This is a genomic window from uncultured Maribacter sp., from assembly GCF_963975365.1.
GTDB lineage: Bacteria > Bacteroidota > Bacteroidia > Flavobacteriales > Flavobacteriaceae > Maribacter.
Genome location: NZ_CAXBGF010000007.1, coordinates 60,160 through 80,694 on the forward strand (window position 1 = coordinate 60,160; position 20,535 = coordinate 80,694).

The following is a 20,535-nucleotide window of genomic DNA, read 5'->3' on the forward strand; positions in this document are numbered from 1 at the left end:
AAAGGGATGATGTTACAGAAAAGATATAAAACAGTCATAAAGGTTTTTATATGCGGTTTCGTTCTTTTGCAGGGAACAAACAACCTCTTTGCACAACAGCAGCTAACCCTTGCGGAAAGCAAAGAACTGGCATTAAAAAACAATAACAGAATAGGCAAAGCTAAAGAAGACGTAATTGCCACCCAATCCGACAAGCGGATTGCTGATGTGGCAGGCAGACCGAAACTGGATGCTTCGGCAACCGCCTTTTACTTTGGCGAACCGTTAAACACAATGCTTCCCGAATATGGTCTTGCACCAATGGTCAGCGTTACACAGCCGATTTATACCGGAGGTAAAATTAAGTACGGTAAGCAAATGGCGGAAACCAATATACAGATGAGCAACGCTCAACAAAGATTGGTCGAAGATGAAGTATTATTGGCTACCGAAACCGCTTACTGGCTTGTAGTGCAGGCAAAGGAAGAAATAAAACTGGAACAGCAGGTTAAAAAGCAACTGGCTTCGCATTACACTTTCCTGAACAATCAGTTTGAAGCAGGATTGATTTACAAAAACGATGTGTTGCGGGCAAAGGTGCTTCAAAACGAAAACGAAGCCCGCTTACAGGCAGCGGAAAACAAGCTCATTTTGGCAAAAAGAAGATGGAGCCAGTTAATCGGAATGGAAGACCCCACAGTGATAGACGTAGCTGATACATTGAGTACGGGCGACTTTTCAAATCAGGGCATTTTGCAAAACACCGATGCCGTGCGACCGGAAATTGATTTGGCTGCCAATGCCGTTAAAATAGGCGAACTAACAAAAAGTATGCTCAAAGCCGACCTGAAACCAACCGTTGGTTTAGCACTTAACGGAGTGGCTGCCTTTGGAAAAGAGGGCATCAACTTTGGCGACCCGACCAAAAAACATATGCTGACCTACTTCGGTATGCTAAGCGTGAATATCCCTGTTTTCGACTGGGGAAGCAAACGGGAAAAAGTAAAACAACAGGAAGCGACAATCCGTTCGGCTGAATACGGTTTGAAAGAACTGAAAAGCCAAATCAATGTGGAGGTTGAGCAGGCAACACTTAACCTGCAATTACAGACAAAAAATATTGATTTGATGCAGGCATCATTAACCGAAGCTGACGAGAACCTTAAATTGAGTAATGACCGCTTTAAAGCCGGAACTATTACCGGAGAAGATGTGCTGATAGCAGAAACACTTTGGCAGAGAGCATACAGCAATATGTTAGATGCAAAAGTACGGTACAAAATTGCCGAAGCAGTGTACCGCAAAGCCATCGGGCAGATAAAATAGCTTTTGTTGAAATGGAGTTAATGCTACGGCACTGATATACTCAAAATGCAGGGGCAGTCATACGCCCCTGCATTTTTAATTAATAATACGATGGAATAATGCAAGAACATACCGCCGATAATAAAAAAGGAATGGTAATGATACCCGACATTTCAGGTTTTACAGATTTCGTTATCAAATCCAATATGTTTGTTGGTAAATATATAACCGAAAGCCTGCTCAAATCAATAATGGACAGCAATATCCTTTGCCTTGAAATTTCGGAAATAGAGGGCGATGCCATACTATTTTACAAGCACCATAACCTGCCCACTTTTGAAGAAACCCTGATGCAGATAGAACAGATGTACAACGATTTTCAAAAGGAACTCAAACGCCTGGCAATGCAACTGGCAATCGAAATTCCGCTTTCGCTGAAGATAATCGTACACTATGGAGAATTTACCAAATACAAAATCGGGAAATTCGAGAAGCTCTACGGCGCACCTGTGGTAGAAGCACACAAGATGCTGAAAAATCATATTGCCGAACATCCGCCTTATGCCTTGTTTTCTGATGCTTTTTTACAAGCCAATTTCGACCAACCCGAAAAAGCAACCGTAGAATACGACAATTGCGATGACTGTATGTATTTGCCCGAAATCGGCTACATACATTACCTGTAAAAACCTAAACAGTAAATATCATAAATCAAACAAAGAATATCGTAAAATTGTCGGCAGCAAGGTTGTCTATTTTTGTGTAATCACCTTAGCTACGGACAGCATATAAAATACTAAAAATGGAACGCTTGGAACAAAAATTATTGAACAGGAGTATAAAACCAACATCAGTTAGGCTGTTAATTTTTAAAACAATGTCTGACTTTAAAAAAGCGTTCAGCCTTACCGATTTGGAAACCGAATTGGAAACTGTCAATAAATCGACCATTTTCAGAACGTTGAGCCTTTTTCACGACAACCTGCTCATCCATACGATTGATGACGGTTCCGGCTCAATGAAGTATTCCATTTGCAGTGATACCTGTATGTGTACCGTTGGCGAGCTGCACGTACATTTTAACTGTAACCGTTGTAAAAATACCTTTTGCCTTGAAAGCATTTCCATACCGCCCATTCAGCTTCCCGATAAATTTCTGTTGGAAAGTGTCAATTTCGTGATGAAAGGAATGTGTAACGAATGTTCGAGGTTCGTTAAGAAAAAATAATTTTTATCCCAATCGGTTAATCAAAAGCAGTCATATTTCAGGATATGGCTGCTTTTCATTTGCAACCAAGTTCCCAAAACCAACGGGTAGTTTTGCTGTGTAATTAAATCAAATATTACTATGGCAGATAAATATATCCCTACCCAAGATACAGATGTAGGCTACAACAATAATTTTAAAGTCATCAGGTTTGAATGTGCCGTTCCCGAAAAAGACACGATGATGGCATACACGGCAGCACTGCAATCCAAAGCAGAGCATCCCATAGCAAAAGCTATTCTCAAAGCACTTCCGCCAATCACTTTATCAGATTATACGGTTGATAAATTTGAAAAGATACCCGGCTGCGGCATTAAAGGTTTTGTGGACGGACACGAAGTCATCATCGGCAATATAGCCTGGATGAAATCTTATGACTTCTATTACGATGAAAGTTTAGACCACGTAAACGAAAAGGTGGTTATTGTAATGATTGACGACAGGTACACAGGCTGTTTTTTCATTACCGAAACCACAGCATAGCAACCGCTCCTTTCCAAAAGGCAAATTTTATATACTCCAAAATAGCCGTGTTGCTTTTGCAACTAAGTTCCCAAAACCCCATAGTAATTTTGCCTTATAAATGGAAATTAAAAACAATTAATAGATATGTCAAAACTATGTTGCAGTACAGATAACAATCTGAACCTTGTAAAAAAAAAGGAACACAAACACAAATATGATACGCAGGGTAATCAGTTGTGCTGTGTAAGAACAGAGAAAATTTATGAAAAAGCAGGAGCAGCAGATTTGCTAAAAGATGCCAATCATAAAGATGACGGACACGGACACACTGACGGCAGCAGTTGCAGTGAAGACGATGCCGGACATTGTGATGATGAGGAAGACCATCACGACCACAGCCACCACCATCACGACCACGGTCATAAACACAGCCATAACAAAAAAGGTGGTCATAACCACGACCACGGACACGACCATAGTCACGGACACGGGCACAGCCACGGGGATGACCACGACCACAGCCACGACATAGAGGGCAAAACAGCGTTTCAGCTTTTTATGCCTGCGGGTATCTCATTAATTTTATTGCTTATCGCCATCGGGTTAGATAATTACTTTCCACAGGATTGGTTTACCGGATGGGTACGAATTGCTTGGTATGTAATTGCCTATATCCCTGTCGGACTACCCGTAATTAAAGAAGCAATAGAAAGTATCCGGTATAAAGATTTCTTTTCAGAGTTCTTCTTAATGGGTATTGCTACAATAGGAGCATTTGCCATAGGCGAATATCCCGAAGCAGTAGCCGTTATGTTGTTTTATTCCGTAGGAGAAGTTTTTCAGACCATTGCAGTATCAAGAGCCAAAGGAAATATTAAAGCCCTGTTAGACCAACGTCCTGATGAAGTTACGGTTCTTAGGGCAGGCAAAGCGGTTGTGATAAAAGCCGAAGATGCTAACATTGGCGATATTATCCAATTGAAACCGGGCGAAAAATTAGGCTTGGACGGCGAATTAGTTTCGGATAGTGCTTCATTCAATACAGCAGCACTCACAGGAGAAAGTAAACCCGACACCAAAGGTAAAGGCGACACTGTACTGGCAGGTATGATTAACCTGAATACCGTAAGTCAGATAAAAGTTACTACCGACTACGCTGATAGTAAATTGAGCAAAATTCTGGAATTGGTACAGGATGCAACTTCTCAAAAAGCACCCACCGAATTATTTATCCGTAAATTCTCCAAAGTTTATACGCCAATCGTAGTGTACCTGTCAATAGCCATTACTTTGCTGCCTGCACTCTTTGTAGATAACTATGTATTCAGCGAATGGCTGTACAGAGCATTGGTATTTTTGGTTATCTCTTGTCCTTGTGCGTTGGTAATTTCCATTCCGTTAGGTTACTTCGGTGGTATTGGAGCAGCGAGCCGGAACGGTATCTTGTTCAAAGGTTCCAACTTCCTTGATATTCTTGCCAAAGTTGAAAACGTAGTAATGGACAAAACAGGAACGATGACCGAGGGCGTTTTCAAAGTACAGGAAGTATTCATAAAACCGGAGTTCAACAAAGATGAAATCCTGAACCTTGTCAATGTTTTAGAAAGCCAAAGTACGCACCCTGTGGCAACCGCAATCCACAATTACTGGGGAGAAGTAGATACCACAGTGAAACTTGAAAATACGGAAGAAATTGCCGGACACGGGCTAAAAACCACTGTCAACGGTAAAGAGCTGTTGGTAGGTAATTTCAAATTGCTTGACAAGTTCAATATCAGCCACGATGCAGACACGGCAAACATTGTTTATACCGTGATAGCAATCGCTTATGGTGGTAAGTTTGCCGGATATATAACCATTTCTGACAGCATTAAAGTAGATGCGAAAGCCGCCGTTGACAAACTGCGTAAAATGGGTGTTAGAACCACAATGTTAAGCGGGGACAAAAATACCGTGGTACAATACGTTTCAAATCAGTTAGGAATTGACAGTGCATACGGAGATTTATTGCCCGAAGACAAAGTAAATAAAGTAAAAGAAATCAAATCCCGTAATGGAAGCGTAGCCTTTATCGGGGACGGTGTAAACGATGCTCCTGTAATTGCATTGAGTGATGCGGGTATCGCAATGGGTGGTTTAGGAAGTGATGCCGCCATTGAAACTGCCGATGTGGTTATACAGGACGATATGCCGTCTAAAATCCCGATGGCTATCAATATCGGGAAACAGACGAAGAAAATTGTTTATCAGAATATTGTTTTGGCGTTCGGTGTGAAAGCAATTGTACTGATACTCGGAGCAGGCGGACTGGCTACAATGTGGGAAGCCGTATTTGCCGATGTAGGTGTGGCATTATTAGCAATTCTAAATGCGGTGCGAATACAGAAAATGAAGTTTTAATTGTTGGATTTGACTGCCGCCGAAAATATTCTGCGGCAGTTTTTTTTGACCTAAACCAAAAAGGAAGATGGCAAAACATCAATCACAGGCATCGCTTATTAATTGTCAAAAACAACATTGAACACAAACATTAACCAAATTGTAAACTATACCAAAAATAAATGCACACAAAAAGAGGCTGTTTCAATATTGGAAACAGCCTCTTCGCATTAAAAGAAAATTATAGAATTATAACGTACCTCTGCGTTCCTGCTCTCTTTCGATAGACTGGAACAAAGCCTTAAAATTTCCTGCGCCAAAACCTCTTGCACCCATTCTTTGGATAACCTCAAAGAAGAATGTAGGGCGGTCTTCCACAGGTCTTGTAAAGATTTGCAATAAATAGCCCTCTTCGTCTGCATCAATCAAAATACCCAATTCCTGTAATTCCTTTATATCCTCTTTAAATCGGTGCATATGCGCTTTTAAACGGTCTGGAATAGCATCATAATACGCTTGTGGCGGTCTTGATAGAAATTCAACACCTCTTGATTTAAGGTCGTTTACCGTCTTTACAATATCGTCCGTAGTTACCGCAATATGCTGAACACCCTCGCCCTCATAAAATTCAAGGTACTCTTCAATCTGCGATTTCTTTTTGCCCTCTGCGGGTTCGTTAATCGGGAACTTAATTCTGCCGTTACCATTTGCCATTACTTTTGACATCAGGGCAGAATATTCGGTTGAAACCTGCTTATCATCAAAAGACAGAAAGTTTTCAAATCCCATTACATCCTCAAACCATTTTACCCAGGTGTCCATTTGGTTCCAGTCCACATTGCCCACCATATGGTCAATATATTTCAGTCCGGCAGGAGCAGGATTATATTCGGTTTCCCATTTTTCATAACCTGGCATAAAAATACCGTTGTAGTTTTTGCGTTCGGTAAACATAAAAATGGTTTCGCCATACGCATAGATACCCGATTGTACCACTTCGCCGTTTTTATCTGTGGTTACGGTAGGTTCCATAAATGCTTTTGCACCTCTCGATGTGGTTTCTTCAAAGACTTTGCGGGCATCTTCCACCCAAAGACCAACCACTTTGATGCCATCGCCGTGTTTTTTAACGTGTTCGTTGATTTCAGAATTAGACCGCATTCCGGTAGTTAAGACCAACCGTACTTTATCCTGTTTTACCACGTAAGATGCCCTGTCTTTCATTCCCGTTTCCAGTCCGGCATAAGCCTCTGACCGAAATCCGAAAGCGGACTTATAATAATGGGCAGCCTGCTTCGCATTGCCTACATAAAACTCTACATAGTCGGTTCCTAAAATCGGTAAAAAGTCCTGTGCACCTTCGAATATTTTATCCAAGCCGTATTCAACGTTTTTCAAATCGTTTGTCATTATAATGATTTTTAAAAATTATGTTATGTGTGATTTTGCAATAAAGGTTTTTGCACAAGTGGGATTGTGCAATAGTGTTTTAGTTCCTGAACCCGAGCTACAACATCGCCCGATGCAAAACCGAGAGAAAGGTTTTGATAGACATTTTATAATCAGTTAGCGTTATTAAGCGGTAAATGTATTCCGCTTATTCAGAACCAACACCATAATCAGTAAAAGTCACAAAACAAAACCGAAATATTACAAGCGGAACCGTTTTTGAGGTATAATCAGTAAATATCATAAATCAAACAAGGAATATCGCAAACAGCATAGCGCATTATGTTCCGAATTTTGTACCAACAAAAACAATTAAAAGTTCAATACAATGGAAAGTAAAAATCTTCAATTCAAGACAAACCTTAACTGTGGTAACTGTGTATCAAAAGTGCAGGCAGATTTAGATAACGCAGACGGTATCTGCGAATGGAACGTTGACACCACAAACAGCGATAAAATACTGACTGTAAAAGCAGAGGGCATTACCGAAGACGAGGTTGTCGCAATCATCAGGAAAAAAGGTTTTAAAGCTGAACCTGTTTCAGCATAATACCATCAGCAATTCACTAATCTTTAAAAGGAACAAAAAATGAAAAAGTTAATAGTTGCAATAACCGTAATGATGTTTGGATTTTCTGCTTTTGCACAAAATACAGGCAACCTGCTGAACAATTATATCAGCGTAAAAAATGCTTTGGTAAGCAGTGACAGCAAGGCGGCAAACACCGCTATTTCCGCACTGAACGAAGCCGTAAAGAGCGAAGACAATTTTGCACAGAAAGCAGAATTGCAGAAAGCCACCGAGAAATTAAGCAAGGCAGGCAACAACATTGAAAAGCAAAGAGCCGCTTTCAATGATGTATCTACCATAATGTGGAAACTGGTAAAACCATCCGACAAAGTAAACCAACCAGTTTACTACCAGTATTGCCCGATGAAAAAAGCATATTGGTTGAGCAAAGAAAAGGACATCAAAAATCCTTACTACGGTTCATCTATGCTTACGTGTGGTAAAGTTGCAGAAACTAAATAATACCCATTAAGGCATTGCTCATTAGGCAATGCCTTTTAATCTTTATAACCAATGCTATTTTTAAAATGGATAATCAAAAATTTCTTCACAAAAAGCTGTTGCCGCTAACCCTGTTGGCACTCTTTATATCACAAGTCAGCATTGCCCAAAAAGTAGTCCATTACGACCTGTATGTAAGAGATACGGTTGTAAACTACGCAGGCAAAGAAAAAAGGGCAATCGCTGTAAACGGGCAAATCCCAATGCCCACGCTTGAATTTACAGAGGGCGACACGGCAGAAATTGTTGTCCATAACCAGTTGAAAGAAAGTACATCCCTGCATTGGCACGGGCTATTCCTGCCCAATAAAGAAGACGGTGTACCTTTCTTAACGCAAATGCCCATAGAACCCGGCACAACCTATACTTACCGTTTCCCGATTATTCAGACCGGAACGCACTGGTATCATTCACATTCGGGCTTGCAGGAGCAGATTGGTATGTACGGCAGCTTTATAATGCACAAAAGGGCTGATGACAAAACATTCAGGAAAGGCATTGACGATTTGCCGGAAATTCCCATAATGCTAAGCGAATGGACGAACCTCAATCCCAACAATGTACACCGTATGCTGCACAATGCAAGCGATTGGTTTGCCATAAGAAAAGGCGCAACACAAAGCTATGCCGAAGCCATCCAAAGCGGTAAATTCAAAACCAAGCTGACCAACGAATGGAAACGTATGTTGGCTATGGACGTGAGCGATGTATATTACGAACGTGTGCTGATGAACGGCAATCATCATACAGACCTGAAAAGCATTGACGGCAAGCCGTTAAAAGCAGGCGACAAAGTGCGTTTGCGGATTTCTAATGGCGGTGCATCCTCTTACTTTTGGCTTCGCTACGCAGGCGGTAAAATGTCCGTAGTGGCAAGCGACGGCAACGATGTGCAACCTGTGGATGTGGACAGGCTGATTATCGCTGTATCTGAAACTTACGATGTAGTCGTTACCATTCCCGAAGACGGTAAAGCCTTTGAATTTATGGCAACTACCGAAGACCGTACCCAATCCACAAGCTATTTTATTGGCAGCGGTACAAAACAATATGTTGGGGAAATGCCACGCCTGAAATATTTTGAGGGTATGAAGATGATGAATGATATGATGAAGATGAACGGCGACCTTGACGATATGGGAATGAATATGAGCCTTAACCAAATGGATATGAACGTAGTAATGTATCCTGAAATTACAGGCGAAGAAAAGGGCAAGAAAGCTAAGGACAATGGGCAGCCAATGGAGCATCACGGGGAAAACCATAAAATGAATACGGACGAAGACCCCAACCGTTATAATGCCAATGCGTTGAGCAATATAGTAACGCTCAATTACGCAATGCTGAAATCGCCACACAATACCACATTGCCAAAAGATGCTCCGGTAAAAGAACTGAAATTTACCCTTACCGGAAATATGAACCGTTACGTTTGGAGTATGGATAATAAGGTCTTGGCAGAAAGCGACAAAATACCTGTAAAGAAAGGCGAGATTTTGAGGATTACCATTCACAACAACTCAATGATGCGCCACCCGATACACCTGCACGGTTTTGATTTCAGGGTGCTGAATGAGCACGGCGAAAATGCACCGATGAAAAATATAATCGACATTATGCCGATGGAAACCGATACCATCGAGTTTCTTGCCAATACCGAGGGCGATTGGTTTTTCCATTGCCATATCCTGTACCATATGATGGCAGGAATGAACAGGGTTTTTGCAGTGGACGATTATAAAAATCCCGAATTGCCCAACAAGGAAAAAGCCTATAAAATGTTACAGCGGGAAAGCAATATGCCACACTTAATGGCACAGAGCGACTTTGCCATCAACGGTATAGACGGGGAAGCTATGCTGATGAACGCCCGTTACAGTTTGGGTACAGAATGGCGTTTAGGCTACAACGATATGCACGGCTACGAAGTAGAAACCCATTTAGGACGTTACATCGGTAAAATGCAATGGCTGATGCCGTTTATCGGTTTCGATTGGCGATACCGCAAAATGGGAATGGACGAACACGAGCAAAACCTGTTCGGACAGGTCAATAAAAAGGACAACCGGGCAGCAGTCAGCTTGGGTGTAATGTACACCCTGCCAATGCTCGTTAATGTACAGGCAGAAGTATATCACGATGGGATTTTTCGTGTATCGTTAATGCGTGAGGATATACCTATCTCCCGAAGACTAAGAGCCGGATTTATGGTCAATACCGATTTGGAATATATGGCAGACCTGCGGTATATCCTGACAAGGCATATCGGTATCAGAACACACTATGATAGTGATATGGGCTTTGGTGTAGGGCTTTCGCTCATCTACTAAAGCATTTCAATACAAGATTGGGAAAGGTTGTAGCGTTGCTATGACCTTTTTGCTTTTTATAATACGGGCTAAATCAGTAAAAGTCACAAATCAAACAAGAAATATCACAATAGAAGGCTTTGGAATTATGCTGAATTTTGCAACAGTACAAAACATTATAAATAAATTTCAAAAAAATGGAAAATAGAGAATTTCAATTCAAAACCAACCTTAATTGTGGTGGATGCGTATCAAAAGTAAAAGCTGATTTGGACGGAGCGGACGGTATCTGCGAATGGAATGTAGATACAGCTAACAATGACAAAATTCTAACCGTAAAATCAGAGGGAATTACAGAAGATGAAATAGTTGCCATCGTTAAGAAAAAAGGCTTTAAAGCAGAACCTTTAATGGTTTAATACACAAGCCCTATTCAGTTTCAAAAGTGAAAGCGGATATGGCTTTCCTATAAGCATACTATAACAAACATATTGAAATGAGGTAATTTATTGTAGGATACCTGCAATTACTGCCTCATTTTATCCTTTTTATTGGTATCATACTTAAAATTCCGCTTTCAATGACAGATTATTGCCATACTATAATAAACGAATTAGACGATAGAATAAGTGAATTGACCTACGAGCAGAATAATTCATTGGTATCGTATGAAAATGCTATTGTGCTGGTATTGCAGAAGATTGAAGAGGTAAAGAAGCACATTCAAGAAAAGGGATTTAAAGATGCGGAAGAAGAAATATTGTTTTTCAAGCAGCTAAAGCCGCAGTTAGTTTCAAAACTTATCTTCTTCAATTCGATTTATAAAATTGAAACAAAAAGACCACGTGGAGGGGATAAAATTATCAGGAAATACCTCAATATTGAGCTTTCCAAAATCAAGCGGTACTTCGATGCCAATCTGGAATTTTACAAGTATTACAGAACCAACAGCACCCATCTTGATAACAAATACTTTGTACGTGGCAAACACGATATTAAGCTAAGTTTAGACACCTATTATTTTGAGGCAGACCACAATTTTACAACCTCACACGATTACAAAGTAGCCAAGATTATTGCCAATGATTTGATACAGGTTTATCTCGAAGACCAGTTGAATAACAACAGTCAGAAAAGAATTTGGGAAAACCCGCCTTTAAACTGGACGGGCAGCAAGACCTCACTCATCGAGTTGATATATTCGCTGCATTCGCAAGGTTCGATTGACAACGGTAATGCAGACATTAAAATCATAGCCAAAACCTTTGAAAATATGTTTAATATTGACTTAGGGGATTTCTATCATTCCTATCTGGAATTGAAAGCCAGAAAGATGAACCGCACAAAGTTCCTCGATAGTCTTCGGGATGCGCTCATTAAAAGGATGGACGAACAAGACGAAAAATAAAGGTAAAGTTTCACGGCTTTACCTTTATTTTTTATAAATTTGCAGTAATGATTTACAAGGTAATCAAATGAAAACAAGTGCAGTAAGCACCATTACTAAATCGTTACCGATAGTACTTCCGGTACTTGTAAACTACTCTTTATTAGCCGATTTAGGTTAAATTAATCTTTTTATTAAAAAATAAAAATTGGTGGTATTGGTTCCAGTAGGTTCGTTATAGAAGAATTAAGCACTAAACTACAACCAAAAAATATGCAATCATCAGCCATTAATTATGCAAACATTGAATTAAGGCCTAAAGGCATTATCATACACTTCACCAATAGGCTAGACCGATATTCTTGGATAATACCCTATTACCGTTTAGTTACTTATAGTACCCAAACATTCAGTATTCACTCCAACGGACATTTTATAAAATTTAATAAAAACAAGAACTATCTAGACAATAAAAAATTTATCGATAAGATGATTGATTCCAAAAATAAATTTTTGAACTTAGGATATTATGATGCGTAATTCTATTTAAAAAAGGATTATGAAACCTATAATTTTACTTTTTATTCTAGCAACTACGATGCAATCAGCAACTATTTTTGATTTTAATAAAACAAGCAATGTCAGCATTTGGAAAATTGTAGATGACGTTGTAATGGGTGGTAGGTCATCAGGAAAATTTCACTTAGATAAAGAAGGAAATGGTATTTTTAAAGGTCGTATTTCATTAGAAAGCAATAGTGGTTTCTCTTCGTTGAGATATCGTTTTAATCAAACAAGTACAAAACAGTATTCAAAAATTATTTTGAAAGTTAAAGGTGATGGTGAAACCTATCAATTTAGAGTAAAAAGTAAGTCATCGGATTATTACTCGTATATCGCTTATTTTAATACCACAAAAGATTGGGAAACTATCGAGTTATCTTTATCAGATATGTACCCAGCATTTAGAGGTCGTAAACTCAATAAATCGAATTATGATGATGAGAGTATCGAAGAAATAGCATTTTTAATTGGTAATAAAAAAGCAGAGGCTTTTAAGTTAGAAATTGATTCTATTGTTTTAAAATAAAGATAAGCTCTGTATTTTGTTTATTATATCAAGAAATCGAACACCAATATAGTCTTGATAGAAATAATAGAATCCATAAAAAAGTTCTAGTCCAATTTTTTCTAACTAATTCTTTTAGCATCATTTCACTCACTCTTCCCTTTGAAATATTTGAATGGATAGGTACAAACTGCAGAAAAGTAGATACCCAAATAAGGACTATAATTACGAGGCTAAAAACCGTATATAAATTAAAGGATTTGGCTATTTGATAAATAGTAATACCAAGCTGTCCAAACATTAATGGTATAACTATCGGTTTAAACGGTTCATATATTTTCTATGCCAAACAGCCAAGTTTTCGGTGTTGTAATCAAGAAAACTAGGATATACGATACCTTGTATCATCCAAATCAACACCACTAATCCAAAATCTAGTAAAAGCCGAATGATCTCCAAAGACATTATAAATGCTTCGTTATTTTTGAACTCATCGGTTTTGTAATTGAAAAGTAGTGATCAATAAGATTACCTTTCTCATCGACTAAATACTTTTGAAAATTCCATTTTACACTGGAACTCTTTTCGCCGTTCAGGTCTTTAGATGTCAGCCATTTATATAAAGGGTGTTGCTTGCTTCCTTTTACGTCAATCTTTTCGGTAAGTAAAAATGTAACGCCAAAATTACGTTCACAAAATGTTTGAATTTGAGAAGCATCACCAGGTTCTTGTTTTCCAAATTGGTTACAGGGCGAACCAATAACAACAAGCTCTTCTTTATACTTGTCACTCAAAGCTTGTAACTCCTTATATTGTTTGGTAAACCCACACTCAGAAGCAACATTAACAAAAAGGATATGCTTTCCTTTATGTTGAGAAAGTGAAACAGGCCTGCCATCTAAGGCACTAATTTCAATTTCATAAATGGATGCTCTTTTTATTTTTTTAACAGCATTGGATACTAATTTTACTTTATTGAGTTTATTCATAACGTATTTATTTATAATTAGTTGTGTGTGTATAAGTGATTAAGTTAGTAAATATGAAAAGACCGTAGGGAAATCCTTATAATTTGCAGAGTACATATAGATCGAGCCATTAACTGTAAACGTCGTTCGGCAAAGTAGTTTCTTCATACTTGTGATGAATCATAATTATTGCTAGTCCGAAAAGTACAGCGACCACAATTAAAATAGTACCAATTAATCCAGTTACCCCAAAGGACATACGAATTAAAATTGTTGAAACTACAAACCCTGAATTTCGAATGATTTTATGAAATTTATCGGTATAAAAGAAGGAAATTAAGAGTAGAACGACGTCTATTAAAATTAATACTATAAAAAATTCATCAAAAAAGAGATTGTTTATGCCTTCAAATGATGTCAATTCATTTGAAGAAAGTAATATTCCGCGTCTCCAATTAAATAGTGTTACCGCCGCCATTACGAAAAATAAAGTAACCAAGATAACGGCAATTATTTTTTTCCTGATAATAAATTTTTCAATAGTACCTTTAATATTATTCTGTTGAATTGGTTTTCGTCTTCCTTGTTTTTGAAATTGATACATTAGATAAAAAAGGACAAGTGATGCTAAAATGTCATATGTAAACTATATATCTCCTTTTATGTCAAACCAACGGGTAAATAGTTCTAAAGTTGACAAATCTGTAAACACTTTACGAATGATCATTAGCGTAAAAATTTTTGATTGTTTGGTTAGGTAAGTTGTAAATGATTTTGGTAGATAATATATAAGTAAGTATACTTCATAGATTAGAATAAATGATAAAGGTGTATAAATTGCAGATATTGGATTTTTTAGTAATTCCGATTCTGTCAAAAAATTGATGACGTTAAATTTTGATAAGTATATTATTATGAAGTGAATAAAAAAACTTAGCAGAGCAACATAGAGTATAATTCTTTCTATACGTTTTGAGTGTTTTCTAAAAGAAAAATATTACATAGTATGTTAAGTAAGTTCATCTATTAATTAATTGACACATCGATATCCAACTATATTTTAAAGGATACTATACCACAATCCATTTCAAAAATTTGCCCGGAAAAAGAAGCTGCTTTATCTGATAATAGAAAAGCTGCTGTTGAGGCAACTTCTTCAGGGTTCAAAAACTTTTTTAAAGGATGCCGTTCGGTAATATTTTCAATCATCTTCTCATTGCGCAATAATTTCGATGCTAGCTGTGTCTCGGTAACCGTAGGTGCAATGGCATTAACGCGTACTGTTGGCGCAAGCTCGGCACCTAATGATTTCACCAAGCCTTCTACACCAGATTTTGATGTAGCGATGCTTGCGTGAAAAGGCATCCCCAACTTAGAGGCCACTGTACTAAAAAGTAAAATAGAGGGGTTGTCACCCTTCTTTATCTGTGGTAAATACTTTTGTATAGACTTTACTGCACCTAAGACATTTATTTCAAAGTCTGCCCTAAAATCATCCAGACTTAATCTCGATACAGGTTTAAGATTTATACTTCCCGGGCAGTAAACTAGGCTATCAGCATTATCTAAATCAGGTAATTCATCAGCAAGTATGTCACATTTGTAATGTACTAAATTAGCATGTTGTGTCTGAGGAGGCGTTCTACTGATGTTAATTACTCTATGATCTTCTAGCATAATATTTACTATGCTTTTACCGATACCTTTACTGCCGCCTATTACTATTATTGTCTTCATTGTTATGATCTCCCTGTTAATTCAAATAGTTCTGTAATTCAGTGATTTTGTTTGGTTCATTAAACACACCTCCATAAAAAGAGGTTACAGTGGCAGAAGTGTCATCTTTAATTCCACGAGAAGAAACGCATAAGTGTTTTGCATCTATAATTACCGCAACATCTTTGGTGTCTAATATTTTAGTAAGTTCAGTAGCTATCTGATTAGTAAGTCGCTCCTGTACTTGGGGCCTTTTAGCATAAAATTGTACTATTCTATTCAGCTTAGAAAGCCCAATCACTTTACCAGAAGAAATATATGCTATATGGGCCTTTCCTATGATAGGGACAAAGTGATGCTCGCAATTAGAATAAAATGTAATGTTCTTTTCAACCAACATTTGGTTGTATTGATATTTATTGTCAAATAAGGCGACTTTAGGCTTGTTAGCAGGATTTAAACCTGAAAAAATCTCATCTATATACATTTTTGCAACACGATTGGGAGTTCCTTTTAAAGAATCGTCGTCAAGGTCTAACCCCATAACGTCCATTATTTGTGCAAATAGACCAGATATTTTGTCTTTTTTTTCATCATCAGACATTTCAAAAGCATTGACTTTCATTGGAGTTTCAAGTCCTGTATAAATATGGTCGTCGCCTATTTCTTCGTCCGAAAATCCGTTGAGTTCGTTTTCTTTAATGAGGGTATTCAACATAGTTTCTTGGTGTTTCATAAAGTTTAATCTTTAATTCAAGTTTTGATTCAATCTCTGGTCTTAACAAGTCGTATATAACTATCGCAATATTCTCAGCAGTGGGGTTCAAGTCTATAAATTCTTGGGTATCTAGGTTAAGGTTTTTATGGTCAAACTTATTCAGAATTTTTTCTTTTATTAAGTTGGATAAAATTTTTGTATCTATTACATAGCCAGTCTCCGAGTCACAAAAACCAATAACTTTTACTTCTAATTCGTAATTATGACCGTGATAATTGGGGTTATTACATTTTCCGAAAACTTCTTTGTTCTTTTCATCACTCCAATTTTTATTATGTAATCTGTGTGCTGCATTAAAGTGCTCACACCTAACAATGGCTATCCTGTTCATTTATTCTGAGTATTGTTTTTTTGCAAAAAATATGCTGAAATCAAAAGTATTTTAATTTTTGTTTAATATTTAATAAATTTTGTTAAACAAAAATTAAAACTCATAACTTTGTATTCCAAACAATTGGTTTACCAACTAGACGAAATGGGAAATTCTAATTATAAAATACATAACATAGGAGCCGGAATTAGTGGTATAATAGCTGCGACTGTTCTTGAGCAAAATGGATACTCTCCTGTTATTATTGAACCTACCGATAGTGTTGGAAGAAGTGTAAAAACAGATATTGTAGATTGCTATCAGCTAGACCATGGTTTCCAAGTATTACTTACCACATATCCAGCGGGTTAAAAATATCTTGATTTTAAATCTTTAGAATTGCAAAGATTCTTATCCGGTGCTACTATTTTTAAAAATGGCAAAAAGATAACCATAGGAGACCCTTTAAGAGATACCTCCTTACTGTTCTCAACATTATTTTCTGGGATAGGAAAATTTTCAGATAAAATTAAAGTATCGAAACTAAACAGGAGATTAAAGGAAAAAACAGTGTCGGATATGTTTTCAGAAAATGAACAATCTACATTGTCATATTTGATGGATTTGGGTTCTTCTTTTAAAATGGTAGAAGACTTCTTTACACCATTCTTTAGCGGTATTTTCCTTGAGAATAGACTAGAAACATCTAGCAGAATGTTTGAATTTGTTTATAAGATGTCTAATATTTAGGGATATATTACGTAGTAAGAATTAAAAAAAAATGCTATTGGATATATTTCAAGAGCATAATGACAAAGTTGAAAGTCTGATTGGGAAAGAATTTGCCGCCGAAACCTTAAAAACGAATAGTAAAATACCACCGGCAATTATTTCAGCGGCACAAGCAACATTAGATTTAAAAACAACGTTAGCTTCTCCAATAGTTAAAGTAACGCCTAGAGCTGGATGAGCCGACAATTATAGAATAATGAAAAAAATGTTTTGACATTTATAAAACTAGAATTCAACTAAAAAAAGGCGAAGGCATAACAAAGAACTGAGGCCTCAAAATTCAAATAAAGGATTAATTAGGGCATTATGAGTAATTCCTTGAGTTGAATTAAATAATGAGCCAGTTGATGATTTAAGCCGATTTCCCATTTAGGGAAATTTTAACAATTATTATTTCCCATAACGGGAAATAATAAATATATTTGTATCAAGGTATTCATCTTAATCATGAGAATATATTCGAAAAGCACTTTAATTGAATTCTGGAAAAAGAACCCAAAAGCGGAAAAACAGTTAAGGGCTTTTTACAGTATTATCAAGAACACTGAGTTTAAAAATTCTAACGAGGTGACAGCATTGTTCAACACTGCAGATGTGGTTAAGGATGGTAAAATAATATTCAATATTTGTCGTAACGATTTTAGATTGATCGTTAAATTCAATTATCAAAAACATGCGGCCTTTATAAGGTTTATTGGCACACATAAAGAGTATGATAAATTGGACATAGAAAGCCTTTAGTTAAATAATAACCTTTATAGTTCAAGCTATAACAAAAGACTGTTAGAGTTATGGAAATCAAAATTATCAAATCAGAAAATCAGTACAGACAGTATTTGGAACGATTCAATAAAATATTCGATGCAGAAGAAGGAACACCTGAATCTGATGAGTTCGACTTATTGGCATTAGTAATTGAAAAATATGAGAATGAACATTACCATATAGAAGAGCCACATCCTTTGGAGGCAATCAGATTTATGATGGAGCAGAATGGAATCAGTGAAGGTGATTTAGGTAAAATTATAAATAGTAGGTCTCGGGTGTCCGAACTTTTCAGTGGAACTAGAAAATTGACCCTAAACCATATTAGGGCTATAAATAAAAGATTACACGTGCCAGCTGATATATTGATAAAGGATTACGAAGTTGGAGAAATAAATCACGGTTTGTCGGCCTAAAATATCAGTTAAACTATAAATTTATTTTTGATTGGTAAATAAAGGCCTATCGTGTAAAGTTCAACTAAAGGATAAAATTGTTTTATATTCGATATTTATACGTAACTTGTACGTATAATTAGATTTTTATTATGGTACGTAAAGAATTACACTTAGATGAAACAATAATCTCTGCTTTGGAAGCGGAAGCAAAGAGGCAAAATCGCAGCCTTAAAAACTACTTAGAGTTTTTAGCTATAGAGCAGGCTAAAAAGCTAGAAGTTCCATCAAAGGAGTATACCGATATGATGGATGATTTATTGAATAAATTTGATAAAAATGAAATAGAATTTTCCTCTATTGAAGAAGTAATGAATAGGAATGGTATATAATATTAATGTATCAAAAGATGCCGAGAAAGATCTCTTAACTGCAAAGTGTCATTATAAAGTATCTCGTTTAGAGGATACATTTGATAATGATTTTAAAAGCCAAATAGCATATTTAAAAGCCAACCCATTTCTTTATCAGGTTTACTATCGAAATGTTCGAAGGGCTCATTTTAATACTTTTAAATATTCAATCCATTTTATTATTCATAATGATGCCGTTTATATACTAAGGGTGTTACATTATAAACAAAAGTTTAAATAAAGGATCTTTGATTTACTACTTTTTCATTGATGCTATAATCTATGGCCCGTTCTGGCTTAGTTGGAAAATCCTCCGTATTTTACAAAGCCAGTTTTATCTATAAAGGTTCGTGTAGAAGCACCCCACAACTTATTTATACACGCGTTAGCGAACAGGATAAAAAACAAACCATAACAAAATGGAATACTTAGTCAAAGACGAGAAACTTGAATTAAAATATGAACCAGGCAAAGGTGCTTGGACTTACCATATTCAAATCCCCAACACGAAACACCTAGTTGGGAAATGGGGTTCGATGAAAGTTTCAGGCACTATTGACAACTATAAAATAGAACGTATCAACCTCGCCAAACTAGGAGACCAGGACAAACTGATTTCTATAAATGCCAATATTAGAAAAGCAATTAGCAAAAGTGGCGGCGACACAGTAACTGTATCACTTTATTTATTGACTTTAAAGGAGCAAATCACTGATAAGGAAGTTTTAGAGACATTCAAAGACTCAGGGGTATTAAAAGCGTTTAAAAAACTAACGAAAGACGGGCAAAATGAAATTATCGAAAAAATCACCTCTCTAAAGTCGGAAGACAAGCAAGTTAAAATGATTTTGAAATATATTGACCAATTAAGTAAAAACAATGATTAAGCAGACTTCTTTTGATTTCCTTTCAAAACTCAAGCTAAACAATTCAAGGGAATGGTTTGAACAAAACAGGGATTTATACGAAAATTATAGAAGCGACATACTTCAATTGACTGAAAATCTTTTGAAAGAATTGTCAAAGATTGACCACGCAATTTTACAAGCCAACTTAGACCCTAAAAAATGCTTGACGAGAGTAAACCGAGATTTAAGATTTTCAAAAGATAAAACACCGTACAAAAATTATGTCTTAGTTGTTTTTAATAAGAATTATCCACAGCCAAACAAAGCAGGGTATTTTATTCATATTGAACCTGATATTTGTTCGGTTGGCGGTGGAGTTTGGCAGACATCACCTGAGTATTTGAAGAAAATTCGTCAAGAGATTGATTATTCATTTACTGACTTCAATAAAATCATAACCACCCCGAAATTTCAAAAAACATTTCCAAACGGACTACAAGGTGTTGGAAAACTAAAAAAAATGCCAGTCGGCTATGACGAGACTAATCCAGCAAGTGAATTTCTTAAAATGAAAGGTTTTTGTACCAAAGAACCATTAAGTGACAAAATTCTAACAAGTAAAGATTGTATACAGACCATTATTCAAAGTTTCAAAACAACAAAGCCACTCGTTGACTACATTAACAAAGCAATTGAATATGAAGAATAAAGCCCATCCACGATATTGGCCAGAGGTAATGCAGTCGTGTGGTGATTAGAAATTAATTACAACAAATGGAATTAACAGCTAAATGGAAAGTGAAGCGCCTTGAACCACTGCACTGCAATCGAAGACCAGCGAAAGTATAGAAAAGCGATATAAAGGGCAT

The 20,535-nt window shown here is 36.8% G+C and carries 26 protein-coding genes; 20 read left to right on the forward strand and 6 right to left on the reverse strand.

What is annotated here, in order from left to right:
* Positions 1 to 6: 6 nt before the first annotated feature.
* From AACZ49_RS09915 to AACZ49_RS09935, 5 genes are all read left to right on the forward strand, one after another.
* Positions 7 to 1,305 (forward strand): TolC family protein, encoded by a 1,299-nt coding sequence (locus AACZ49_RS09915; RefSeq protein WP_339654083.1) that lies wholly within the window; start codon positions 7 to 9, stop codon positions 1,303 to 1,305.
* 98 nt (positions 1,306 to 1,403) lie between these two features.
* Complete coding sequence (locus AACZ49_RS09920; RefSeq protein ID WP_050377141.1) at positions 1,404 to 1,970, forward strand: DUF2652 domain-containing protein; 567 nt, start codon at positions 1,404 to 1,406, stop codon at positions 1,968 to 1,970.
* Between the two features lie 116 nt (positions 1,971 to 2,086).
* Positions 2,087 to 2,512, forward strand: coding sequence for a transcriptional repressor (locus tag AACZ49_RS09925; protein WP_082171028.1), 426 nt, complete (start codon positions 2,087 to 2,089; stop codon positions 2,510 to 2,512).
* Between the two features lie 120 nt (positions 2,513 to 2,632).
* Positions 2,633 to 3,034: an HAD family hydrolase gene (locus tag AACZ49_RS09930; protein WP_050377142.1), complete on the forward strand. Its 402-nt coding sequence runs from the start codon at positions 2,633 to 2,635 to the stop codon at positions 3,032 to 3,034.
* 126 nt (positions 3,035 to 3,160) lie between these two features.
* Complete coding sequence (locus AACZ49_RS09935) at positions 3,161 to 5,416, forward strand: heavy metal translocating P-type ATPase (protein ID WP_050377143.1); 2,256 nt, start codon at positions 3,161 to 3,163, stop codon at positions 5,414 to 5,416.
* Positions 5,417 to 5,644: 228 nt separating this feature from the next.
* Here AACZ49_RS09935 and hppD read toward each other — a convergent pair whose 3' ends face one another.
* Entirely contained in the window at positions 5,645 to 6,805 is a 1,161-nt protein-coding gene (hppD, locus tag AACZ49_RS09940) for a 4-hydroxyphenylpyruvate dioxygenase (protein ID WP_050377144.1), read from the reverse strand.
* 367 nt (positions 6,806 to 7,172) lie between these two features.
* Here hppD and AACZ49_RS09945 point away from each other — a divergent pair, with 367 nt between their 5' ends.
* The 7 genes from AACZ49_RS09945 to AACZ49_RS09975 all read left to right on the forward strand — a co-directional run bounded on the left by AACZ49_RS09945 (position 7,173) and on the right by AACZ49_RS09975 (position 12,702).
* Entirely contained in the window at positions 7,173 to 7,394 is a 222-nt protein-coding gene (locus tag AACZ49_RS09945; RefSeq protein WP_120182569.1) for a heavy metal-associated domain-containing protein, read from the forward strand.
* A gap of 39 nt (positions 7,395 to 7,433) precedes the next feature.
* The gene (locus tag AACZ49_RS09950) at positions 7,434 to 7,877 is read left to right on the forward strand and encodes a DUF3347 domain-containing protein (protein WP_120182570.1); all 444 of its coding nucleotides are present in this window, start codon (positions 7,434 to 7,436) and stop codon (positions 7,875 to 7,877) included.
* 65 nt (positions 7,878 to 7,942) lie between these two features.
* The gene (locus AACZ49_RS09955) at positions 7,943 to 10,246 is read left to right on the forward strand and encodes a multicopper oxidase domain-containing protein (protein ID WP_120182571.1); all 2,304 of its coding nucleotides are present in this window, start codon (positions 7,943 to 7,945) and stop codon (positions 10,244 to 10,246) included.
* Positions 10,247 to 10,422: 176 nt separating this feature from the next.
* Entirely contained in the window at positions 10,423 to 10,644 is a 222-nt protein-coding gene (locus tag AACZ49_RS09960) for a heavy-metal-associated domain-containing protein (RefSeq protein ID WP_120182572.1), read from the forward strand.
* A 161-nt stretch (positions 10,645 to 10,805) separates the two neighbouring features.
* Positions 10,806 to 11,633: an RteC domain-containing protein gene (locus tag AACZ49_RS09965; protein ID WP_120182573.1), complete on the forward strand. Its 828-nt coding sequence runs from the start codon at positions 10,806 to 10,808 to the stop codon at positions 11,631 to 11,633.
* 252 nt (positions 11,634 to 11,885) lie between these two features.
* Positions 11,886 to 12,152, forward strand: coding sequence for a hypothetical protein (locus tag AACZ49_RS09970; RefSeq protein WP_339654094.1), 267 nt, complete (start codon positions 11,886 to 11,888; stop codon positions 12,150 to 12,152).
* Between the two features lie 19 nt (positions 12,153 to 12,171).
* Positions 12,172 to 12,702 carry a CIA30 family protein gene (locus tag AACZ49_RS09975; protein ID WP_339654097.1) on the forward strand — a complete coding sequence of 177 codons (531 nt, stop codon included), beginning with the start codon at positions 12,172 to 12,174 and terminating at the stop codon, positions 12,700 to 12,702.
* 443 nt (positions 12,703 to 13,145) lie between these two features.
* On the opposite strand, the gene AACZ49_RS09980 is transcribed toward AACZ49_RS09975, so the two are convergent.
* The 5 genes from AACZ49_RS09980 to AACZ49_RS10000 all read right to left on the reverse strand — a co-directional run bounded on the left by AACZ49_RS09980 (position 13,146) and on the right by AACZ49_RS10000 (position 16,474).
* The gene (locus AACZ49_RS09980; protein ID WP_339654100.1) at positions 13,146 to 13,670 is read right to left on the reverse strand and encodes a glutathione peroxidase; all 525 of its coding nucleotides are present in this window, start codon (positions 13,668 to 13,670) and stop codon (positions 13,146 to 13,148) included.
* A gap of 109 nt (positions 13,671 to 13,779) precedes the next feature.
* Positions 13,780 to 14,253: a hypothetical protein gene (locus AACZ49_RS09985; RefSeq protein ID WP_339654103.1), complete on the reverse strand. Its 474-nt coding sequence runs from the start codon at positions 14,251 to 14,253 to the stop codon at positions 13,780 to 13,782.
* Between the two features lie 449 nt (positions 14,254 to 14,702).
* Complete coding sequence (locus AACZ49_RS09990; protein ID WP_339654104.1) at positions 14,703 to 15,386, reverse strand: SDR family oxidoreductase; 684 nt, start codon at positions 15,384 to 15,386, stop codon at positions 14,703 to 14,705.
* Positions 15,387 to 15,402: 16 nt separating this feature from the next.
* A complete protein-coding gene (gene folE, locus AACZ49_RS09995) occupies positions 15,403 to 16,101 on the reverse strand; it encodes a GTP cyclohydrolase I FolE (RefSeq protein ID WP_339654105.1) in 699 nt (232 codons plus the stop codon).
* Complete coding sequence (locus AACZ49_RS10000) at positions 16,064 to 16,474, reverse strand: 6-carboxytetrahydropterin synthase (RefSeq protein ID WP_339654107.1); 411 nt, start codon at positions 16,472 to 16,474, stop codon at positions 16,064 to 16,066. The genes folE and AACZ49_RS10000 overlap by 38 nt, the downstream gene beginning before the upstream one ends.
* Before the next feature lie 108 nt (positions 16,475 to 16,582).
* Between AACZ49_RS10000 and AACZ49_RS10005 the strand changes: the two genes are divergently transcribed.
* The 8 genes from AACZ49_RS10005 (at position 16,583) to AACZ49_RS10040 (ending at position 20,375) form a co-directional block, all read left to right on the forward strand.
* Positions 16,583 to 16,825 (forward strand): FAD/NAD(P)-binding protein, encoded by a 243-nt coding sequence (locus tag AACZ49_RS10005; RefSeq protein WP_339654108.1) that lies wholly within the window; start codon positions 16,583 to 16,585, stop codon positions 16,823 to 16,825.
* 27 nt (positions 16,826 to 16,852) lie between these two features.
* Positions 16,853 to 17,203 (forward strand): hypothetical protein, encoded by a 351-nt coding sequence (locus tag AACZ49_RS10010; protein ID WP_339654110.1) that lies wholly within the window; start codon positions 16,853 to 16,855, stop codon positions 17,201 to 17,203.
* A 31-nt stretch (positions 17,204 to 17,234) separates the two neighbouring features.
* Positions 17,235 to 17,423: a hypothetical protein gene (locus AACZ49_RS10015; RefSeq protein ID WP_339654112.1), complete on the forward strand. Its 189-nt coding sequence runs from the start codon at positions 17,235 to 17,237 to the stop codon at positions 17,421 to 17,423.
* 269 nt (positions 17,424 to 17,692) lie between these two features.
* Complete coding sequence (locus tag AACZ49_RS10020; protein ID WP_339654114.1) at positions 17,693 to 17,986, forward strand: type II toxin-antitoxin system HigB family toxin; 294 nt, start codon at positions 17,693 to 17,695, stop codon at positions 17,984 to 17,986.
* A 50-nt stretch (positions 17,987 to 18,036) separates the two neighbouring features.
* Positions 18,037 to 18,426, forward strand: a complete 390-nt coding sequence (locus AACZ49_RS10025; RefSeq protein WP_339654117.1) for a helix-turn-helix domain-containing protein — start codon at positions 18,037 to 18,039, stop codon at positions 18,424 to 18,426.
* A gap of 131 nt (positions 18,427 to 18,557) precedes the next feature.
* Positions 18,558 to 18,797: a hypothetical protein gene (locus tag AACZ49_RS10030; RefSeq protein WP_339654120.1), complete on the forward strand. Its 240-nt coding sequence runs from the start codon at positions 18,558 to 18,560 to the stop codon at positions 18,795 to 18,797.
* A 440-nt stretch (positions 18,798 to 19,237) separates the two neighbouring features.
* Positions 19,238 to 19,705, forward strand: coding sequence for a YdeI/OmpD-associated family protein (locus AACZ49_RS10035; RefSeq protein ID WP_339654122.1), 468 nt, complete (start codon positions 19,238 to 19,240; stop codon positions 19,703 to 19,705).
* Complete coding sequence (locus AACZ49_RS10040) at positions 19,698 to 20,375, forward strand: DUF2461 domain-containing protein (protein WP_339654124.1); 678 nt, start codon at positions 19,698 to 19,700, stop codon at positions 20,373 to 20,375. The genes AACZ49_RS10035 and AACZ49_RS10040 overlap by 8 nt, the downstream gene beginning before the upstream one ends.
* Positions 20,376 to 20,535: the final 160 nt, after the last annotated feature.